General features: G+C 63.7%; 13 protein-coding genes. 4 read left to right on the top strand and 9 right to left on the bottom strand.

Annotation, left to right across the window (positions count from 1 at the left end; all coding sequences use genetic code 11):
- Positions 1 to 46: 46 nt before the first annotated feature.
- The 8 genes from ACOKS3_RS18155 to ACOKS3_RS18120 all read right to left on the bottom strand — a co-directional run bounded on the left by ACOKS3_RS18155 (position 47) and on the right by ACOKS3_RS18120 (position 5,682).
- On the bottom strand, positions 47 to 274 hold the full coding sequence (locus ACOKS3_RS18155; RefSeq protein WP_027593874.1) for a hypothetical protein: 228 nt from the start codon (positions 272 to 274) through the stop codon (positions 47 to 49).
- 73 nt (positions 275 to 347) lie between these two features.
- Positions 348 to 1,181, bottom strand: a complete 834-nt coding sequence (locus ACOKS3_RS18150; protein ID WP_103448024.1) for an AraC family transcriptional regulator — start codon at positions 1,179 to 1,181, stop codon at positions 348 to 350.
- Entirely contained in the window at positions 1,178 to 1,492 is a 315-nt protein-coding gene (locus tag ACOKS3_RS18145; RefSeq protein ID WP_103448023.1) for an AzlD domain-containing protein, read from the bottom strand. The genes ACOKS3_RS18150 and ACOKS3_RS18145 overlap by 4 nt, the downstream gene beginning before the upstream one ends.
- Positions 1,489 to 2,190 (bottom strand): AzlC family ABC transporter permease, encoded by a 702-nt coding sequence (locus ACOKS3_RS18140; RefSeq protein ID WP_103448284.1) that lies wholly within the window; start codon positions 2,188 to 2,190, stop codon positions 1,489 to 1,491. Before ACOKS3_RS18140 ends, ACOKS3_RS18145 begins: the two co-directional genes overlap by 4 nt.
- Before the next feature lie 95 nt (positions 2,191 to 2,285).
- Entirely contained in the window at positions 2,286 to 2,951 is a 666-nt protein-coding gene (locus tag ACOKS3_RS18135) for a hypothetical protein (RefSeq protein ID WP_103448022.1), read from the bottom strand.
- Between the two features lie 182 nt (positions 2,952 to 3,133).
- Positions 3,134 to 4,228, bottom strand: coding sequence for a hypothetical protein (locus tag ACOKS3_RS18130; RefSeq protein ID WP_103448021.1), 1,095 nt, complete (start codon positions 4,226 to 4,228; stop codon positions 3,134 to 3,136).
- Positions 4,229 to 4,267: 39 nt separating this feature from the next.
- On the bottom strand, positions 4,268 to 4,897 hold the full coding sequence (locus ACOKS3_RS18125) for a LysE family translocator (protein ID WP_103448020.1): 630 nt from the start codon (positions 4,895 to 4,897) through the stop codon (positions 4,268 to 4,270).
- 2 nt (positions 4,898 to 4,899) lie between these two features.
- Entirely contained in the window at positions 4,900 to 5,682 is a 783-nt protein-coding gene (locus ACOKS3_RS18120) for a YqcI/YcgG family protein (RefSeq protein ID WP_422763547.1), read from the bottom strand.
- Between the two features lie 161 nt (positions 5,683 to 5,843).
- Between ACOKS3_RS18120 and ACOKS3_RS18115 the strand changes: the two genes are divergently transcribed.
- A complete protein-coding gene (locus tag ACOKS3_RS18115) occupies positions 5,844 to 6,764 on the top strand; it encodes a LysR substrate-binding domain-containing protein (protein WP_103448018.1) in 921 nt (306 codons plus the stop codon).
- Here the strand turns inward: ACOKS3_RS18115 and ACOKS3_RS18110 are convergent.
- Positions 6,745 to 7,641 (bottom strand): LysR family transcriptional regulator, encoded by an 897-nt coding sequence (locus tag ACOKS3_RS18110; RefSeq protein ID WP_103448017.1) that lies wholly within the window; start codon positions 7,639 to 7,641, stop codon positions 6,745 to 6,747. The two genes, ACOKS3_RS18115 and ACOKS3_RS18110, sit on opposite strands and share 20 nt — an antisense overlap.
- Before the next feature lie 118 nt (positions 7,642 to 7,759).
- On the opposite strand from ACOKS3_RS18110, the gene ACOKS3_RS18105 reads away from it, so the two are divergent.
- From ACOKS3_RS18105 to ACOKS3_RS18095, 3 genes are all read left to right on the top strand, one after another.
- Entirely contained in the window at positions 7,760 to 8,944 is a 1,185-nt protein-coding gene (locus ACOKS3_RS18105) for an MFS transporter (protein WP_422763548.1), read from the top strand.
- Between the two features lie 34 nt (positions 8,945 to 8,978).
- Complete coding sequence (locus tag ACOKS3_RS18100) at positions 8,979 to 11,339, top strand: DNA polymerase II (RefSeq protein WP_422763549.1); 2,361 nt, start codon at positions 8,979 to 8,981, stop codon at positions 11,337 to 11,339.
- 77 nt (positions 11,340 to 11,416) lie between these two features.
- Entirely contained in the window at positions 11,417 to 15,901 is a 4,485-nt protein-coding gene (locus tag ACOKS3_RS18095) for an NEL-type E3 ubiquitin ligase domain-containing protein (RefSeq protein ID WP_422763550.1), read from the top strand.
- Positions 15,902 to 16,102 lie beyond the last annotated feature (201 nt).

The following is a 16,102-nucleotide window of genomic DNA, read 5'->3' as shown; positions in this document are numbered from 1 at the left end:
AACGAAAGGGCCGCATCAGCGGCCCTTTTTCATTGTGCTGCGCGCTTCAGCTACGGAAGCGTGGCAGCGGCCTGTCGAGGGTGAGCGAGGTCAGCGTCTTGCGGACCTGGGCCTCATCGGCCTCCAGCGCCTTCAGGCTGGCGCGGATCTTGCCCGCAGCGGGCACATCGCCCTGGCGGTCGATCCAGTCGGCAATTTCCTTGCAGGCACTGCTCAGGCAGGCTTGGCGCTGGTTCATCAGCGATATCAGGGTGGTGAGCTCTCTTTCGGACATGACAGATCCTCCGTTCTGCTCTGTCAGTGTAGCAGTGGCTTGCCGGCTTGCCTGAGGCCTGGCGTCGCAGGCGCTAGCTGTGCAGGCAGGCGCTGCGATAGGCGCCCGGCGTCACGCCAAAGGTCTGCTTGAACTGCCGGCTCAAGTGGCTTTGGTCGGCAAAACCCAGGGTAAAGGCCACGTCAGAGGCTGCCAAGCCGCTTTTCAGAAATTCCCGTGCTCGCGCCAGGCGCCGTTGCTTCAGCCAGGCATGCGGCGGCAGGCCGGTGGCCTGGCGGAACACCCGGGCAAAATGGAATGGCGAAAGATTGACCGCAGCTGCCAAGGCCTCCAGCGACGGCGGGTCTGCCAATTGGCTTTCCAGCATCTCCCGGGCACGTGCCACCGCCAGCGGTTCATTGCCGGGGGCCGTGGGTTCCGGGCAGTGGCCGTGGCGCTGCACCAGCGCCAGCACCGCCTGGCGCCAGGCGGTCTGTTGTTCCAGGGCGCTGGCGCCGGCTTCCGACAGCTGATGCAGCTGGCTGAAGGCCCGGGCCAGGGCCGGGTCCTGGATCACGCTGTCCTTGAAACGCGGCATGCCGTGCTGGCCCAGTTCCAATTCGTCCAGCACGCCAGTAACCCGTTCATGCTCCGGATAGAAACCCCGGTAGCGCCAACCGGCTTCGTGGGCGGTGGCGCCGGTGTGCAGCTCGTCCGGGTTGATCAGCACCATGCTGCCGACCGGCGCCAGGTGCTCGCTACCGCGGTGCCAGAAGCGTTGTGCGCCCGACTCGATCACGGTGAACACATAGCCTTCATGCACATGCGGGGCGAAGCGCTGCTGGAAGTAGCGCGCGTGCAGCATCTCGACGTCGCCGAGGGCCGGCGCCTGCCAGAGGTGGGTCTGTTCGCGCAGGGGCGTGCTCATGCCAGCCAGCTGCGCAGCAGGAAGAAGATCAACATGCTCGCCAGCATGCTCAGCAATACGCTGCGGGTCAACAGCACCAGCGCAACGGCCACCAGCGCGCCGAGCAGGTAGGGGTTGAGCGGGCTCAGGTCGAGCTGGTGGCCGGGCAGGAAGATGATCGGCCCACAGATCGCCGTGAGCATGCCGGGCACGGCAAAGCCGAGGAACTGCCGGGCGTTCGAGCTCAGGCGCAAGGGCAGGCGCGGTTCCAGGAAGGCGTAGCGGTTGAGGAATACCACGGCGCCCATGGCGAAAATCAGCAGCCAGATCATGGGCGGCCTCCGGTGAATTTCTGGCAGACGAAGCCAGCAGCCATGCCCAGCAGGCCGGCGGCGACCAAGGCGGTTTCCCAGTGCCAGTAGCTGAACAGCACCGAGCAGAACAGCGACACCGCCACGCACACTACGGTGGGGAGGTTGCGCACCAGTGGCGCGATCAGCGCGACGAAGGTGGCGACGATAGAGAAGTCCAGGCCGAGCTGGTCGAGGTGCGGGATGTTCTGGCCCAGCACGATGCCGGCCAGGGTGAACAGGTTCCAGGCGACGTAGAAAGTCAGGCCCACGCCCAGGGCGTACCAGCGGTTGAATTGCTGCTGGTCGTAGTGGCTGGTCAGGGCGAAGAACTCGTCGGTGAGCAGGAAGCCCAGGCCCAGTCGCCAGCGCAACGGCTGGTTGGACAGCACCGGGCGCATGGACAGGCCATAGAGCAGGTGTTGGGAGGTCAGCAGCAGGGTCGTGAGCAGGATCGACAGCAGGCTGGCGCCGCCCTTGAGCATGCCGATGGCAACCAGTTGCGCGGCACCGGCGAAGACGATCGCCGACAGGCCTTGGCCTTGCCAGGCGCTGAGGTTGGCCTCGATGGCCATGGAACCGGCGAGCAAGCCCCAGGGGGCGACGGCCAGGGACAGCGGCAGGATGGCGATGGCGCCGTGCAGGAAGGCTTGGCGGGCGATGGGGGGACTGCTGGGCATGATGGCTGCGACACATTTTGCGAGGTAGGGCAGCATGACAGAGCCGTGGGGTGGGTGGCTTGAACGATCTTGCTTGTTTGCTGCCTGTACCGTGCTCAGCGGCGACTGGTCAGCCGGTGCTGCGCCGCCATGCAGCCATTGATGTCCACGGCCCTCTGCAGCAGTACCTGGCGATGCTGTGGATCGAGGTCGCTCAGCAGCCGGTAGACCTCGGCCTGGTAGTCGCGTTGGCGCCCCCATTGCATCTCCAAGCCCTGCGGGTGGCTGCGACTGCACGCCAGGCGGGTGGCTGGCTGCGGGTAGTAGGGCGCATACAGGGTTGCCATGCTCGGGATCGCTTCCAGCGCTTCGCGGTAGGCCGGGCTGGCATTGTAGTTTGGGCACCAGGTCGCAATCGCTGTCGCCGGCGGTGCAAAACCTTGACTCAGGCTGGCTTCCAGCAGCGGGCAGGCGGCATCGGCGATCTGTGCCGCGGGCAGGTAGGTGGTGTAGTAAAGCGCCAGGCGATACTGCGCCACCGGGTGACCAAGCTCCACTGACTTTTTCAGTAAGGCCACTGCTGTCGGCAGGGTGTGTGCCAGCGCCCGGCCCTGGCGGTTGAGCTCCGGATCGACGCCCATGGCGGTGCGCAGGGGGCCGGTGTCATCCTGCGTGTCGGCCTGCTCCAGCAGCGGCAGCGCCTGGCGGTAGAGCAGGTCGGCGTGTGGATCGATACGGACCTCGAGCGCGTTTGCGGCCATCGGGGCCAGCGCGACGAACATTGCCGATGCCAGAGCGACGCGGCTCACAGGTGTGCCTCGCGCGATGAACGGGGCCGGCAGGCTGCCAGGTAAGGGAGGGCGGCTTGATGATTGATCACAACTTCGCGTACGCCTCGGGCGAATCGGAACGACGGGTATTCTAGCCAAGCGAGGGCCGAAACCGAAACCCCGTCGCTCGTCTGTCAGACGAGCTTGATCGGTGTGACCTTGCGCCGGGCGTATCGTTCCTGGGCCAGCCCCAGCTTGGCGGTGATCACCTTGGCCAGGGCATTGTTGCCCAGGTCGTTCAGGTGCAGGCGGTCGATGAACAGATCGGCACCAAATACCAGCGAGCTACTGAGCATGCTGTTCATGTCATAGCAGGGCACGGGATCTGCCTGGCTCTTGATGCGACGGAAGAATGCCATGTGCAGTTGGCTGTCGAATGCCCCGTCGAGTAGGCGATCGAAATTCCCCGGGTGTTGCTTGAGGGCGGCCAGCATCGCCTGTTCACCCGCCGGCAGGGTTTCCCGACACCAGGGCAGCAGGGGCTGGAGGATGAAGGTCAGGGTGGCGTGGCTGTCAGCCAGCATGCGCTCCCATTGGCGCAAGGTGCGGCCGATGTTGTCGGCCGCCCGGGCCAGGCGTTCTTCCGGAGCAGACAGCGACCAGTTGGGGAGCGGTTCGTGACGCCGTGGTGCCAGTGCCTGGCCCAGGCGCTGCCACAGCGACTCGCGGCGAGCCGGGCCTACAGGTGGCATGCCTTCGTTGAAACTGTTCAGGTAAGCCTGGTGAGCCTTGGCCTTTTGCGGGTCGTGCGGGCCGGCCAGGACTTCGCCGAGGGCTTCATGGGCCAAGGTGTTGAGGCCGCTGAGCAGCACCACATGGCCCACTTCGCCCAGGCGGTGCTGGTGGGTCAGGAACAGCAACAGTTCCTGGCTGGCATTGAGCCCGCAGCCGGCCAGGCTCAGCCATACCTCACCGGTCAGCATCGACAGGTGCGAGGCCACCGTATGTTCATCGGAGCTGGCGCCGATGCCCAAGGCGGTCGAACCGCCGACCAGCAGGTTGATGCGCGGTGCACTGCCGCGTTCGGCGGCCGAGAAGCGCTTGCCGGCGCAGTGGCTGTAGCGCAGGCCAAAGGCATCGGTGTTGATGGTGCCGGAGCGGTAGCCGCTTTCATGCACATGCAGGGTATGCGGTGCGCGGCGGTTGCCCAGCAGCAGAAAACGCTGGTAGTCGTGATGCAGTGGCGAAGCGAGGCCCTGGATGTGCGTGGCGGTTACGGACGGTGTCATGGGCGCTCCTTCTCGGCTGGCGTGCGGCGGTGCAGGGCTTCAGCCCGCCAGTTCCTTGAGGTTATAGGCCAGGCCACCGACGGCGATCAGCAGCAGGACGACCCCTGAAGCCAGGGAAATCAGGCGGTTGCTGCGCTGCGAGGTGATCTTGCCGATGGCGAAGATGTACAGGCTGAGCACGGCGAAATCGATCAGCACCCACAGCAGCGACAGCACCACCATGCTCTTGCCGAACGACTCGGTGATCTGGATGAACTGCGGGAAGAAGGCGATGAAGAAGATGATGTCCTTCGGGTTGGAAATGCCCACCATGAAGCCTTGCCACAAACCGCCGCGGCCGGGCTTGGCCGGCTGCAGTTCGGCCTCCTCGGCGACAGGCGCCTGCAGGCACTCGCGCAAGGTGCCGACGGCGATGTAACCGATGAACAGGCAGCCCAGCAGGCTCATGCCGCTGAGCCAGGCCTTGTCGATGGCTGCGCTGGTGAGGATGACCCAGGCAGCGGCGCCGATCAGCACCAGTGACGCCCAGTTGGTGCCGACGGCGGTGAACATGGCCTTGCGCGAGCCGGAGGCCGCAGCGGTGTTGACGATCAGTGCCACCACCGGGCCGGGGGTGGCGATCAACAGCAGGACGGTGAGTGCATAAGTCAGAGTCAGGGCGGTATTCACGGTCAATTCTCGATCAGAGTGTCGGGTGTCGCGTGGGCGTGTGCATGAAAGGGGCAGCGCGACGGATTGAGCGAGCCTGCTTCCTGCAGTTGGTACTGCTTCCATTCGAAGTTGTCGTCCTGGCCAAAGAAGCCCAGGGTTTCGGGCATGACCCCGTCGTTGTAATGGCGTACGCGGTCACGAATGCGGGCACGAATGCGTTGCCCGCTTTCGGTGCTGGCGTTGGCCACTTCGTCGAAGTTCTCCCGCGGGTTGATGACGAAAGTGATGTGCGGGCCGAGATTGCGGCTTTTCATCTGCTGGTGGCCGGGGAAGTTCATGTTGATGAACAGCGGCATGCCGGCATAGCAGAACGACCAGGCGTTGTCGTGCGGGTCGGTGGGAACTGCTTGAGGCCACGGATGCGGGTCTCGGGCATGAACCCCGCGCAGTACTTTCCAGGCCAGTGCCTGTTGTTCGGCCAGGCTGCTGTCGGCGGCAGTTTCGAGAAACACCACCAGCGGGCTGCCGATGCGTTGCTTGATCGGCACAGGCGTGATGGTGCGGATATAGTCGGCCAGGCCCTGAGCGATATCGTCGGCCAGTTGTTCGGCACGGGCGAAGAGGATGTGGCAGGATGCGCCGGCCACCGCCTTGCGCCCGAACAGGCACGGAAAGTCGGGGTTGGCGAGTACGCTGCGAAAATGTTGTAAGGTTTGTCGCGTCCAGTGCTGAGGGTTCCGTACATGTTCATCGGCCAGCTCTAGCGCATCCAGGCGATAGCAGTTTCCATAAACCGTAAACATGATTTCCCCAGGAGATTAAAGTAAGAGAGAGTTCCACTCATATGCAGGCAGGTTGGTTACTTATCTTTGTTATTTACCTGCATTTTCTGAGACGCTCTTCACGTTGTAAAACGCGTGGAACTATGACCTACTATTAGTCTCACTCATGCTTCGAGGGCATCATGTCGGAACGGATTCAAGCACTGCACGCCTTGCGTGCCTTCGAGGTTGCCTCGCGCTACGGCTCGTTCACCCGCGCCGCCGAGGAGCTGGCGCTGACCCAGGGGGCGGTCAGCCATCACATCAAGACGCTCGAATCCATGTTCGGCTGCGACCTGTTCGAACGCCGTGGCCCCAAGCTGAGCCTCACCGAGCATGGGCGGCTGCTGGCCCAGGAGCTCAAGGTCGGTTTCAAGATCATCGAAAACGCCTGTGCGCTGCTGCGCCAGGACCGCTATGGGCTGCGTCTGAAAGCCCCCTCGACGCTGACCGTACGTTGGCTGCTGCGGGCGCTGGACGGTTTCAAGAAACTCGAAGACAACTGCAGCGTGCAGCTGTCGAGCGTGTGGATGGACATCGACTCGGTGGACTTCTACTCCGAGCCCTATGACTGCGCCATCCTCCTGGCCAACGGCCGTTTCCCGGCCGACGTCGAGAGCGTCAAGCTGTTCGATGAGTGGCTGATCCCGGTGTGCCACCCGGACTACATGACGCAGGCGCAACCGGAGCTGGCCGACCTGCGTCAGTGTGAATTCCTCCACCCATCACCGGACCGCCGCGACTGGCGGCGCTGGTTGGCGCGCATGGATGCGCTGGACATCAGCATCGACCAGGGCCAGGTGTTCGATACCCTCGACCAGGGCATCTCGGCGGCACAGCAGGGCCTCGGTATTTCCGTGGTCGACCTGGTGCTGGCCAGTGCCGATCTCGCGGCCGGGCGCCTGGTGACGCCGTTCAAGCATGCGGTGTCGACCGGTGACGGTTATTACATGACCTGGCTCAAGAGCAGCCCCAAGGCGCGGCAGATGCACAAGCTGCGTGACTACCTGCTCGGCCAGGTGCCACCGCTGAGCTACAAGGACATCAACTACCTGTACGGTTGAACACGCGTTCCAGCATGAAGTCTATGAACACCCGCAGCTTGGGCGGCACGTGGCGCCCGGATGGCCACAACAGGTAGAAGCTGCCACGCCGTTCGATGAAGTCGTCGAGCACGCTCACCAGCGACCCTGCGGCCAGTTCGCGGCGCACGCTGAAGTCCGGCAGGCAGGTAATGCCACGGTGGTTGAGGGCGAAGCAGATACGTGTCTCGACATGGTTGCAGACCATCGAGATGGGGATGTCGTAGCCCTGTTCCGGGTGCTCCTGGCGCAGCGGCCAGATTTCCAGCTTGCCGTTGCTGGGGAAGCGGTAGTGCAGGCAGGTGTGAGCGCTGAGTTCACGCGGGTGTTGCGGCGTGCCGCGCGCGTGCAGGTACTCGGGCGAGGCCACCAGGCAATGCTGGAAGTGCCCGAGAAACTTGGCGTTGAGCCGCGAGTCCAGCGGCTGGCCGCCGCGCATCACCACATCGAAACCTTCACCGACGATGTCGACCATGCGGTCGGTGAACTCCAGGTCCAGCTCCACCTGCGGATAGCGCTCCATGAACTCGGCCAGGGCCGGCATCACCAGCCCGGTCACTTGCGGCAGGCTCACGCGCAGGCGGCCGCGTGGTGTTTCACTGGCCTGCGACAGTGCCTGTTCGGTGGCCTCGATCTCGGCCAGGATGCGCCGGCTGCGTTCGAGAAACAGTGTGCCCTCAGCGGTCAGGGTGATGCTGCGGGTGCTGCGGTGGAACAGGCGCACACCGAGGCGGCTCTCCAGGCGCGCCACACGCTTGCCCACAGCCGAGGCGCTGATGCCCAGCGACTGGCCGGCTGCGACGAAGCTGCGGGTTTCGGCGACCCGGTTGAAGACCACGAAGCCGCTGAGGCTGTCCATCCTGTGCTCCTGATTACGGACATCCACGTCCGGGGTGAGCGGCATTGTAACCATCTTTTTCCGTAATGGCGGGCCTTGCAGACTGTCGGCCTTGATCGAAACCACAAGGCATCCTGCAATGTCCCAGACATCGACTATCCCTCTGACCCGCGCCGAGCGCCTGCCTTTGAGCGGCCTGCTGGCACTGGCCATGACCGGCTTCATCGCCATCCTCAGCGAAACCTTGCCAGCGGGCCTGCTCGACCAGATCGCCGCGGGCATGCATATCAGCCAGGCCATGGCCGGGCAATGGGTGACGGCCTATGCGCTCGGCTCCTTGCTGACGGCCATCCCGTTGGTGACCCTGACCCAGGGCTGGTACCGGCGCCGGGCGCTGCTGCTGGCGATCATCGGTTTCGTGCTGTTCAACGGCCTGACCGCGGTGTCGCCCTCCAACCACCTGACGCTGTTGCTGCGGTTTCTCACCGGCGCCGCTGCGGGCCTGGCCTGGGGCCTGATCGCCGGGCATGCCCGGCGCATGGTGCCGGCGGCCCTGCAGGGGCGGGCGATGGCTGTGGCCATGCTCGGCCAGCCGATTGCCTTGTCGCTGGGCTTGCCGATAGCGACCTGGCTGGGCGCCGGGCTGGGCTGGCGCGCCACCTTTGTCGTGGTCACGCTGGTGGCGCTGCTGCTGGTGTTCTGGGTGCTCAGGGCGGTGCCGGACTATCCGGGGCAGGCGAGCGGCCAGCGCCCGTCGGCGGCGCAGGTGCTGCGCACGCCGGGCGTGGCCCTGGTGCTGCTGGTGATCCTCGCCTGGGTCTTGGGCCACAACATCCTCTACACCTACATCGTGCCGCTGTTGGCGGCGGCGGGCATGACGGCCGAAGTCGGCCAGGTGCTGATGCTGTTCGGGCTCTCGGCGCTGGCCGGGATCGGCCTGGTCGGGCTGATGGTCGATCGGCACCTGCGCAAGCTGGTCGTGCTGAGCCTGGCAGGGTTTGCCCTGGCCACCCTGTTGCTGGGGCAGGCCACACCCTGGGCCATCTACCTGAGTGTGGCGCTGTGGGGCCTGACCTATGGCGGTGCGCCCACCCTGCTGCAGACCGCCTGCGCCGATGCGGCGGGTGAGGGCGGCGATGTAGCGCAGTCGATGCTGGTGACGGTATGGAACAGCGCCATTGCCCTGGGCGGGATCGTTGGTGGCGTGTTGCTCGCCGGCGTGGGCGTCGAGGCATTTGGCAGCGTGGTACTGGCGCTGATCGCAGTGGCGGTGCTGGCGGTGCTGGCAGCACGCAGAAGCGGCTTCGTGGCGGGGCCTCGCTAGCGTAGAATCGTGCTTTTCAGCAGAGGTCGACGCGGTGGAGTTGCAGCAGGGCTTTGTCCTCACCCGGCATTGGCATGACACGCCCGAGGGCACCTGCGTGGAATTCTGGCTGGCCACCGATGCCGGGCCACGGCTGCTGCGCCTGACCCCCCAGGAATCGGTGGCCTTCATCCCGCAGGCGCAGGCCGAGCACGCCCGGGTGTTGTTGGCCAAGGAGCAAGGCGTGCAACTCAAGCCGCTGCGCCTGAAGGACTTTGACCAGCGCACGATGCTCGGCCTCTACACCCGTCAGCACCGCCAGCTGATGCAACTGGAGCAGCGCCTGCGTACGGCCGGTATCGACGTCTTCGAAGCCGATATCCGCCCGCCGGAGCGCTACCTGATGGAGCGCTTCATCACCGCCCCAGTGCAGTTCACCGGCCAGCGCGACGAGCAGGGCGTGTACTGCGAAGCCCAGCTCAAGCCGTTGCAGGGCTACCGCCCGACGTTGCGCCTGGCGTCGCTGGACATCGAGACCAGCGAGCGCGGCGAGCTGTACAGCATCGCCCTGGAAGGCTGCGGCCAGCGCCAGGTGTACATGCTCGGGCCGGCCAATGGTGATGCCGATGGCGTCGATTTCGACCTGCACTATTGCGCTGACCGCGCCGAGTTGCTGACTTGCCTCAACCAGTGGATGGCCGAACATGACCCGGACGCAATCATCGGCTGGAACCTGATCCAGTTCGACCTGCGCCTGCTGCATGAGCACGCCAAGGCGCTGCAGGTGCCGCTGGCGCTGGGGCGCAACGGCGCGCCGATGACCCTGCGTACCCATGCCGGCGGCGGCCACGTGTTCGCCGATGCCCCCGGGCGACTGTTGATCGACGGCATCGAGGCGTTGCGCTCGGCGACCTGGAATTTCCCTTCGTTCAGCTTGGAAAACGTCGCCCAGACCTTGCTCGGCGAGGGCAAGGACAGTGACACGCCTTACCAGCGCATGGATGAGATCAACCGCCGCTTCGCTGAAGACAAACCGGCCCTGGCGCGCTACAACCTCAAGGACTGCGAGTTGGTCACCCGCATCTTTGCCCATACCCGGTTGCTCGACTTCCTGCTGGAGCGTTCGTCGGTCACCGGCCTGGCGGTAGATCGCAGTGGCGGCTCGGTCGCCGCGTTCTGCCACCTGTACATCCCGCACATGCACCGCCTGGGCTTTGTCGCGCCCAGCCTCGGCAGCCGTCCGGACGAGGCCAGCCCCGGCGGCTTCGTCATGGATTCTCGCCCAGGGTTGTACGACTCAGTGCTGGTGCTTGACTACAAGAGCCTGTACCCGTCGATCATCCGCACCTTCCTGATCGACCCGGTGGGCCTGGTGGAGGGCTTGCGCCTGCCCGAAGACGAACACTCGGTGGAAGGCTTTCGCGGTGGGCGGTTTTCGCGCACCGAACATTGCCTGCCGGCCATCGTCGAGCGTGTATGGCAGGGGCGCGAAGCGGCCAAGCGGGAGGGCAACGCACCGCTGTCGCAAGCGCTGAAGATCATCATGAATGCCTTCTACGGCGTGCTTGGCTCCAGCGGTTGCCGCTTTTTCGACCCGCGCCTGGCCTCGTCGATCACCATGCGAGGTCACCAGATCATGCGCCAGACCCGTGCACTGATCGAGACGCAGGGTTATGAAGTGATCTATGGGGACACCGACTCCACCTTCGTCTGGCTCAAGGGTGCCCATGGCGAAGAGGCCGCGGCCCGGATTGGTCGTGATCTGGTGGCGCAGGTCAACGCGTGGTGGCGCGAGCACCTGCAGGCGACCTTGAAGCTGGACAGCGCGCTGGAGCTGCAGTTCGAGGTGCACTACCGGCGTTTCCTGATGCCGACCATCCGCGGCACCGACGAGGGCAGCAAGAAGCGCTATGCCGGCCTGGTGCAACGAGGCGATGGTCGTGAAGACGTGGTTTACAAGGGCCTGGAGTCGGTGCGCACCGACTGGTCGCCACTGGCCCAGCGCTTTCAGCAGGAGTTGTACGGGCGGATCTTCCGCGGCCAGCCGTATCGCGATTACCTGCGTGAGTACGTGCGTCAGACCCTGGCGGGCGAGCTCGACGAGCTGCTGGTGTATCGCAAGCGCCTGCGCCGGCCTCTGGCCGATTACCAGCGCAATGTTCCGCCGCACGTGCGCGCCGCGCGCCTGGCGGATGACTACAACAGTCGTATCGGGCGCCCCAGGCAGTATCAGCGCGGCGGCTGGATCAGCTACCTGATCACCACCGCAGGCCCTGAGCCGTTGGAAAACCAGCAGGCCCCGATCGACTACGAACACTACCTGAGCCGCCAACTGCAACCGGTGGCAGATGCCATCCTGCCTTTTGTCGGTGATGACTTCGCTGCTTTGACCGATCGCCAGCTGCTGTTGTTCTGACAGCGCGGTAACTATCTAGCCCTTGGCGCTCAAGGCCGGCGATTAGCGTCGCACTTCCAGACATTCGGAGGTGCGCCATGCATAGCAGTGATAACCAGACATCCATACGCTCGGCCAACCTGGCGCTGGAGCAACGCTTTCAGGATGGCTTGGTTGCCGGTCGCCTGCCGGCCTGGATCCGCAACCTGCGCGTCGCCAGCAACACGCCCGGCCAGCCACCTGCAGGTGCTTCGCTGACTGCCGAGCAACTCAGGTTCGTGCTCGATGCGCTCGCAACCAGCTACGCCTGCCGTCAGCGCCTGAGCCGCGAGATTGGACGTATACAGGACATACGCCAGTATTGCGGGCAGTTGTTGCAGCGTGAGCTAAGCAACAGACTGTATGCGTCGGTCGACAGTGAGGCATTGTTCCTGCGCCACTTCTATTACAGCATTGCGCCCGAGCCAGAGTTCGCAACCGGCCACCAGCCACAGCAGGAAAAGAACAGCTACGACATCCCTTTGCTCGACGCGGCAATGGCCAATTTTACCGAGGACGAGGCCCGGGAGGGTGGCCTGCCGCGCAACGACCGCGTGGTGACAGGCGATGGCAGCACGTTCAAGCAGATGAGCGCTTCGGCGTTTGCCAAAGGCTGTCGCAAGCTTGATGTGGGCCAGCGCTATCAGCAGCACCTGGACGCGATCCTGTTTGCACCAGCCGTGGATGGCCACAGTTTCATGTCTTCGATCAAGGATATGCAGGCTGCCTCGATGTTGCTGGATGCCTGCAAGGCCAAGACCGAGGGGATATTGTCGGCCGATGAGCTGGCTGTAGTGATCGCAATCTGTCAGGGCGCGAATGCTGCCACGTTGCAAGGCAAGCCGGTGATTGCCAGGCAACTGAGCGTCTTCGGGTGCAAAGTCGAGCAGTTGGTGGTGTTCGAGCAGACCACGACATCGTTGGGTTTCGGCGCCAGTGAGCGCGTACTGGTGTTCATCCCAGGTGATCCGGTCAGCCCCTGGAGTGCCGCCCGGGATCTGGATACGTTCATCCGGCGAATTCTGGGTAAACGGTTGGCAGATAACGCCTACCAGCGCTTTTTCAGCCGGTTCATCCGCCTACGAGATAACGCAGCGTTTTTTGCCAAGGTTGCCAGTGAGTTGATGGATGTCGCGATTTGGGCGTCGCGGGACATGGACCAGCACATGGCTGCCTATCCATTGCCTTTGTTCGACCATCTGGCGCAGGCGTACATAGACCGGGTCAAGGATGATGCGGCGTTCATTGCCGTGCCCGTGAAGGTCATCGACGACAGTCAGCGCCAAGCCGAGCACGACCGCCTGATCGCGGCCGCCTGGGCCGTGGCCAGCCTGGCGGGTCTGTTCGTGCCCGGCATTGGCGCCATGCTCGGTGCGGTGATGGTCTGGGACATGCTCAAAGATGTTTTTCATGCCGTCGAGGACTGGCAGGAGGGCGATACCCAGGCGGCGCTGGACCACCTGGTGAAGATTGCCGAAACGGTGGCCATGGTCGGTGTCACTGCAGCGGTCGCAGGTTCAGCAGCGCGGGAGTGGCATCTGGTTGATGGCTTGGCAACGGCCCGCCTTGAGGACGGTAGCGAGAAACTGTGGCGCTTCGACCTGACACCTTTTCGCAGCGCGGCACCGCCCCTGCAAGCCCTTGCCGATGCTACTGGGGTCTACCGCCTGAAAGGGCGTTGCTGGGTAAAGATGGATGGCTATTTTTATCAAGTGATGGAGCAGGGCGACGAACAGTGGCAGATCGTGCCGAAGCAAGGGCATGGCCCGCAACTACGAAACAACGGCGCTGGGGCCTGGCGCGTCTGGTGCGAGCAACCTGTCGAGTGGGACGAGCCCCAGCGTCTGTTTCGTCGCCTGGGCAATGAATTCAGCGATCTTGGGGCTGAACAGATCGATCAGGTGCTGGCCATTCATGGCCTGGACGCCAGCCATTTGCGGGGGCTGCATATCTGTGGCCAGGCGCCGGAGGCCTGCGTGGTCGATTCAGTCAGCCGCGTCGCGCTGGTGGCGCGGGTCCAGGCGCTGGTCAGGCAACTGCGCACGGGCAGCCAGGTGGCGGACTCCGTGTTGCTTGCCAGAGTGCGCCGATGGCAGGGAGCCGAGTCGATGCCCGATGCCCGCTTGGCCGAGCTGGTTGAAACCAGGCAGCGGTCATTGGTGGGCCAGCTTTACTATGAAAAGTATCCCGTGACGGCTGCCACCCAGGAGCTGCAAAGGGACTTTGTCAGCCTGCATCGACTTGGGGCCGAAGCGCTGCTGGACACGGTCGACCGGGATGGCATAGGCCTGGCGGCCGCAGCGCTGGTCAGGCGCATCCGCTGCATACGGGTGCATGAGGCATTGCTGTTTGATACGCCGCAGAGCCTGGACCTTGCCCGTGTGGTGCTGAAGTTGCTCGAGACAACACCGGGTGCCGAAAAGGGGCCGTATTGGCAGCTGTTCGATGGTGACCTGGCGGCACCCCTGTTGAGCAATAGCGGCCAGGGACGCATCTTGCGTCTTCGCTATCGGGACGGGGCATATCAATTGTTTGATGAACGGGATCAGGCGCTGGGGGAGCCAGGTGAGCTATTTGATCAGTTGGCTGCCGGGTATACGTATGAGCAGCGCGCTGCGCTGGGTGTGGGTGAGCCGTTTGTGCGGCAGTTGCGATCGCAGATGGCAAGCCGGGTTGCTCAGCGGCGGGAGGTGATCGCAGAGTTGCTCGACATGAAGCAGGACGCTGTTGGTTTCAACGCGCCACAGCGTCTGGCCAACGGCCGGATCGGTTACCCGTTGAGTGGCTGGCGGCAGCGGTTTCATCGCGGCCGGGGCGCGGTGAGAAACCTCACTGCGGAATTGCGCGATCTGTACCCCGGCTTCGATGATGACGACGTCGAGCGATGGCTGACTCATTTGCGCCAAGCGCAGCGTGATCCGGGGGCCGAGCTGGTCGATCTGAAGCGTCAGCTCAACACACTGCGCAAGGCCCTTGGCGTCTGGCGTATTTCGACGCTCAAGGGCTGGAACTGGAAAGCGCGTCGGGAGTTTGCGCAAGGGCTGATCGCGTGCTGGCGGTATCTGATACCCAAGCAGTTGATAGCGGCAGAAGAGAGCGCGGGATACCTCTTGAGCACCTACCACAGTAACCTGGATGAGTTGCCCGATATTCCGCTGGGGGTTCGTTTTTCACACGTATCGGACCTGGCGCTGCGATCAGTGCAGATACGCCGAGTGCCTGACAGCTTCCTGCGCGCATTCGATGCGTTGCAGTCCCTGAGCATTACCAATTGCCGGCTGACCCATCTGCCGCTGACTGCGCAGATGGCACAGCGCCTGCGCATCCTCGACCTGTCGGGTAACCAGTTGAGCCTGGACGACGATGGCGTTGAGCTGCTCGCCAGCTGTCAGCATCTGATCTACCTCAATCTTTCCCACAATCCGTTGCAACGGGTGATTTCCATCGCTCGGATACCCAGCCTCAACGCCTTGATGCTGCGCAATACGCAATTGACTGCGATTCCCGTTGGCGTGATGGAGGCTGGGAGCTTGCACACGCTTGATGTAGGAGACAACGCGATCCGTTCGCTGCCATTTGGCTTCTATCGTTCTGCGCTGTGGCGTTCCGGCCGGGTCAGATTGGCCGACAACCCGCTGCAGGGGGTGGAGGATGCCTGGAGTGAAATGCTCGATAATCAGGTACCCGTGAAGCAGCGCTGGCTGGATTTGGTGGCAGACAACCAGCGAGATCACCTGGCCAATCTCTGGGGCAAGTTGAATGGCAATCCCGCCGCTCGGCACTTCTTTCATCTGTTGGAACGTTTGACGACTTCGGCGGATTTCCAGAGTGAATTTCTCTCCCGGTACCTGGCAATGCGCGTGCTGCGCATGCTCGACTACATGAGCGAACGACCCGCGTTGCAAACCGAACTGTATGAAAATGCACTGACGGAGCACTGCCAGGACAACGCCACGCTGCGCTTCAGCGACCTTGAAGTGCGCGTTCGTGTGTGGAAGGCCCTCAACCGCGACATGCCCGGCAATCAGGTCCGGGCACTGCTGCACCTGGGAGGGCAATGCTGGCGGCTGGACATGCTCGATGAAGTGGCAGGGCTGCATGCCGCTCGGGTCGGCAGGCCCGAGGAATCGCTCGAGTTTGCCCTGGCTTATCGCCTGGGGCTGGCTGACCAGCTGGATTTGCCCATCGAGCACGACGAGATGCTCAACCCTGGTGTGGCCAACCTGTCGAGCACGGACCTGCGCGCGGGCGCAAATATCGTCAGGAGTGCGCAGTCCAGGGATGCGTTGGTCGATTACCTGGCGACGACGCGCTTCTGGCGCGATTATCTGGCGCAAACCTATCCCGGGCGCTTGCAGGTGCCGCAGGTCTTTCACGACGAACGAGAAGCACTGGAGGCACGCCAGGCGACAGCCCAAGCATTCAATCTTCTGCAGGATCGCGTGCAGCAGCGGGAGCTCAACATCTACAAGCAGCTCACCCGGGAAGCCTTGGGCCAGCACTTGACGGCGGTCATGGTTGCGCCGGCAACCCGGTGGCAGTGAGGCCAGACGTTCTGGATGAGGGCACGGTGGCCTCGCGTTTTCGTTCTCGTGCAGGCTTGTGCATGCACGGCGGGAACGATGCAGTGAATACGAAGGTGCATCGATGAACTATGCTCAGGTCGAGTACCGGCATTTTGCGTTTGGCAGCGACTTGGGGGACATGCGAAGTTACTTTTGTGTCAGAGATCCACCGGGTGAGTT

The sequence above is a fragment of the Pseudomonas sp. HS6-2 genome (assembly GCF_049325675.2).
Lineage (GTDB): Bacteria > Pseudomonadota > Gammaproteobacteria > Pseudomonadales > Pseudomonadaceae > Aquipseudomonas > Aquipseudomonas putida_N.
The sequence above is the reverse complement of the archived record's forward strand: the minus strand, read 5'-3'. Positions and strand labels throughout refer to the sequence as shown.

What these genes read in the sequence shown, in the direction of transcription:
- ACOKS3_RS18150 (WP_103448024.1), bottom strand. Translation starts at nt 1,181, where the DNA reads ATGAGCACGCCCCTGCGCGAACAGACCCACCTCTGGCAGGCGCCGGCC.
- ACOKS3_RS18105 (WP_422763548.1), top strand. Translation starts at nt 7,760, where the DNA reads ATGTCCCAGACATCGACTATCCCTCTGACCCGCGCCGAGCGCCTGCCT.
- ACOKS3_RS18115 (WP_103448018.1), top strand. Translation starts at nt 5,844, where the DNA reads ATGTCGGAACGGATTCAAGCACTGCACGCCTTGCGTGCCTTCGAGGTT.
- ACOKS3_RS18155 (WP_027593874.1), bottom strand. Translation starts at nt 274, where the DNA reads ATGTCCGAAAGAGAGCTCACCACCCTGATATCGCTGATGAACCAGCGC.
- ACOKS3_RS18110 (WP_103448017.1), bottom strand. Translation starts at nt 7,641, where the DNA reads ATGGACAGCCTCAGCGGCTTCGTGGTCTTCAACCGGGTCGCCGAAACC.
- ACOKS3_RS18140 (WP_103448284.1), bottom strand. Translation starts at nt 2,190, where the DNA reads ATGCCCAGCAGTCCCCCCATCGCCCGCCAAGCCTTCCTGCACGGCGCC.
- ACOKS3_RS18135 (WP_103448022.1), bottom strand. Translation starts at nt 2,951, where the DNA reads ATGTTCGTCGCGCTGGCCCCGATGGCCGCAAACGCGCTCGAGGTCCGT.
- ACOKS3_RS18130 (WP_103448021.1), bottom strand. Translation starts at nt 4,228, where the DNA reads ATGACACCGTCCGTAACCGCCACGCACATCCAGGGCCTCGCTTCGCCA.
- ACOKS3_RS18145 (WP_103448023.1), bottom strand. Translation starts at nt 1,492, where the DNA reads ATGATCTGGCTGCTGATTTTCGCCATGGGCGCCGTGGTATTCCTCAAC.
- ACOKS3_RS18095 (WP_422763550.1), top strand. Translation starts at nt 11,417, where the DNA reads ATGCATAGCAGTGATAACCAGACATCCATACGCTCGGCCAACCTGGCG.
- ACOKS3_RS18120 (WP_422763547.1), bottom strand. Translation starts at nt 5,682, where the DNA reads ATGTTTACGGTTTATGGAAACTGCTATCGCCTGGATGCGCTAGAGCTG.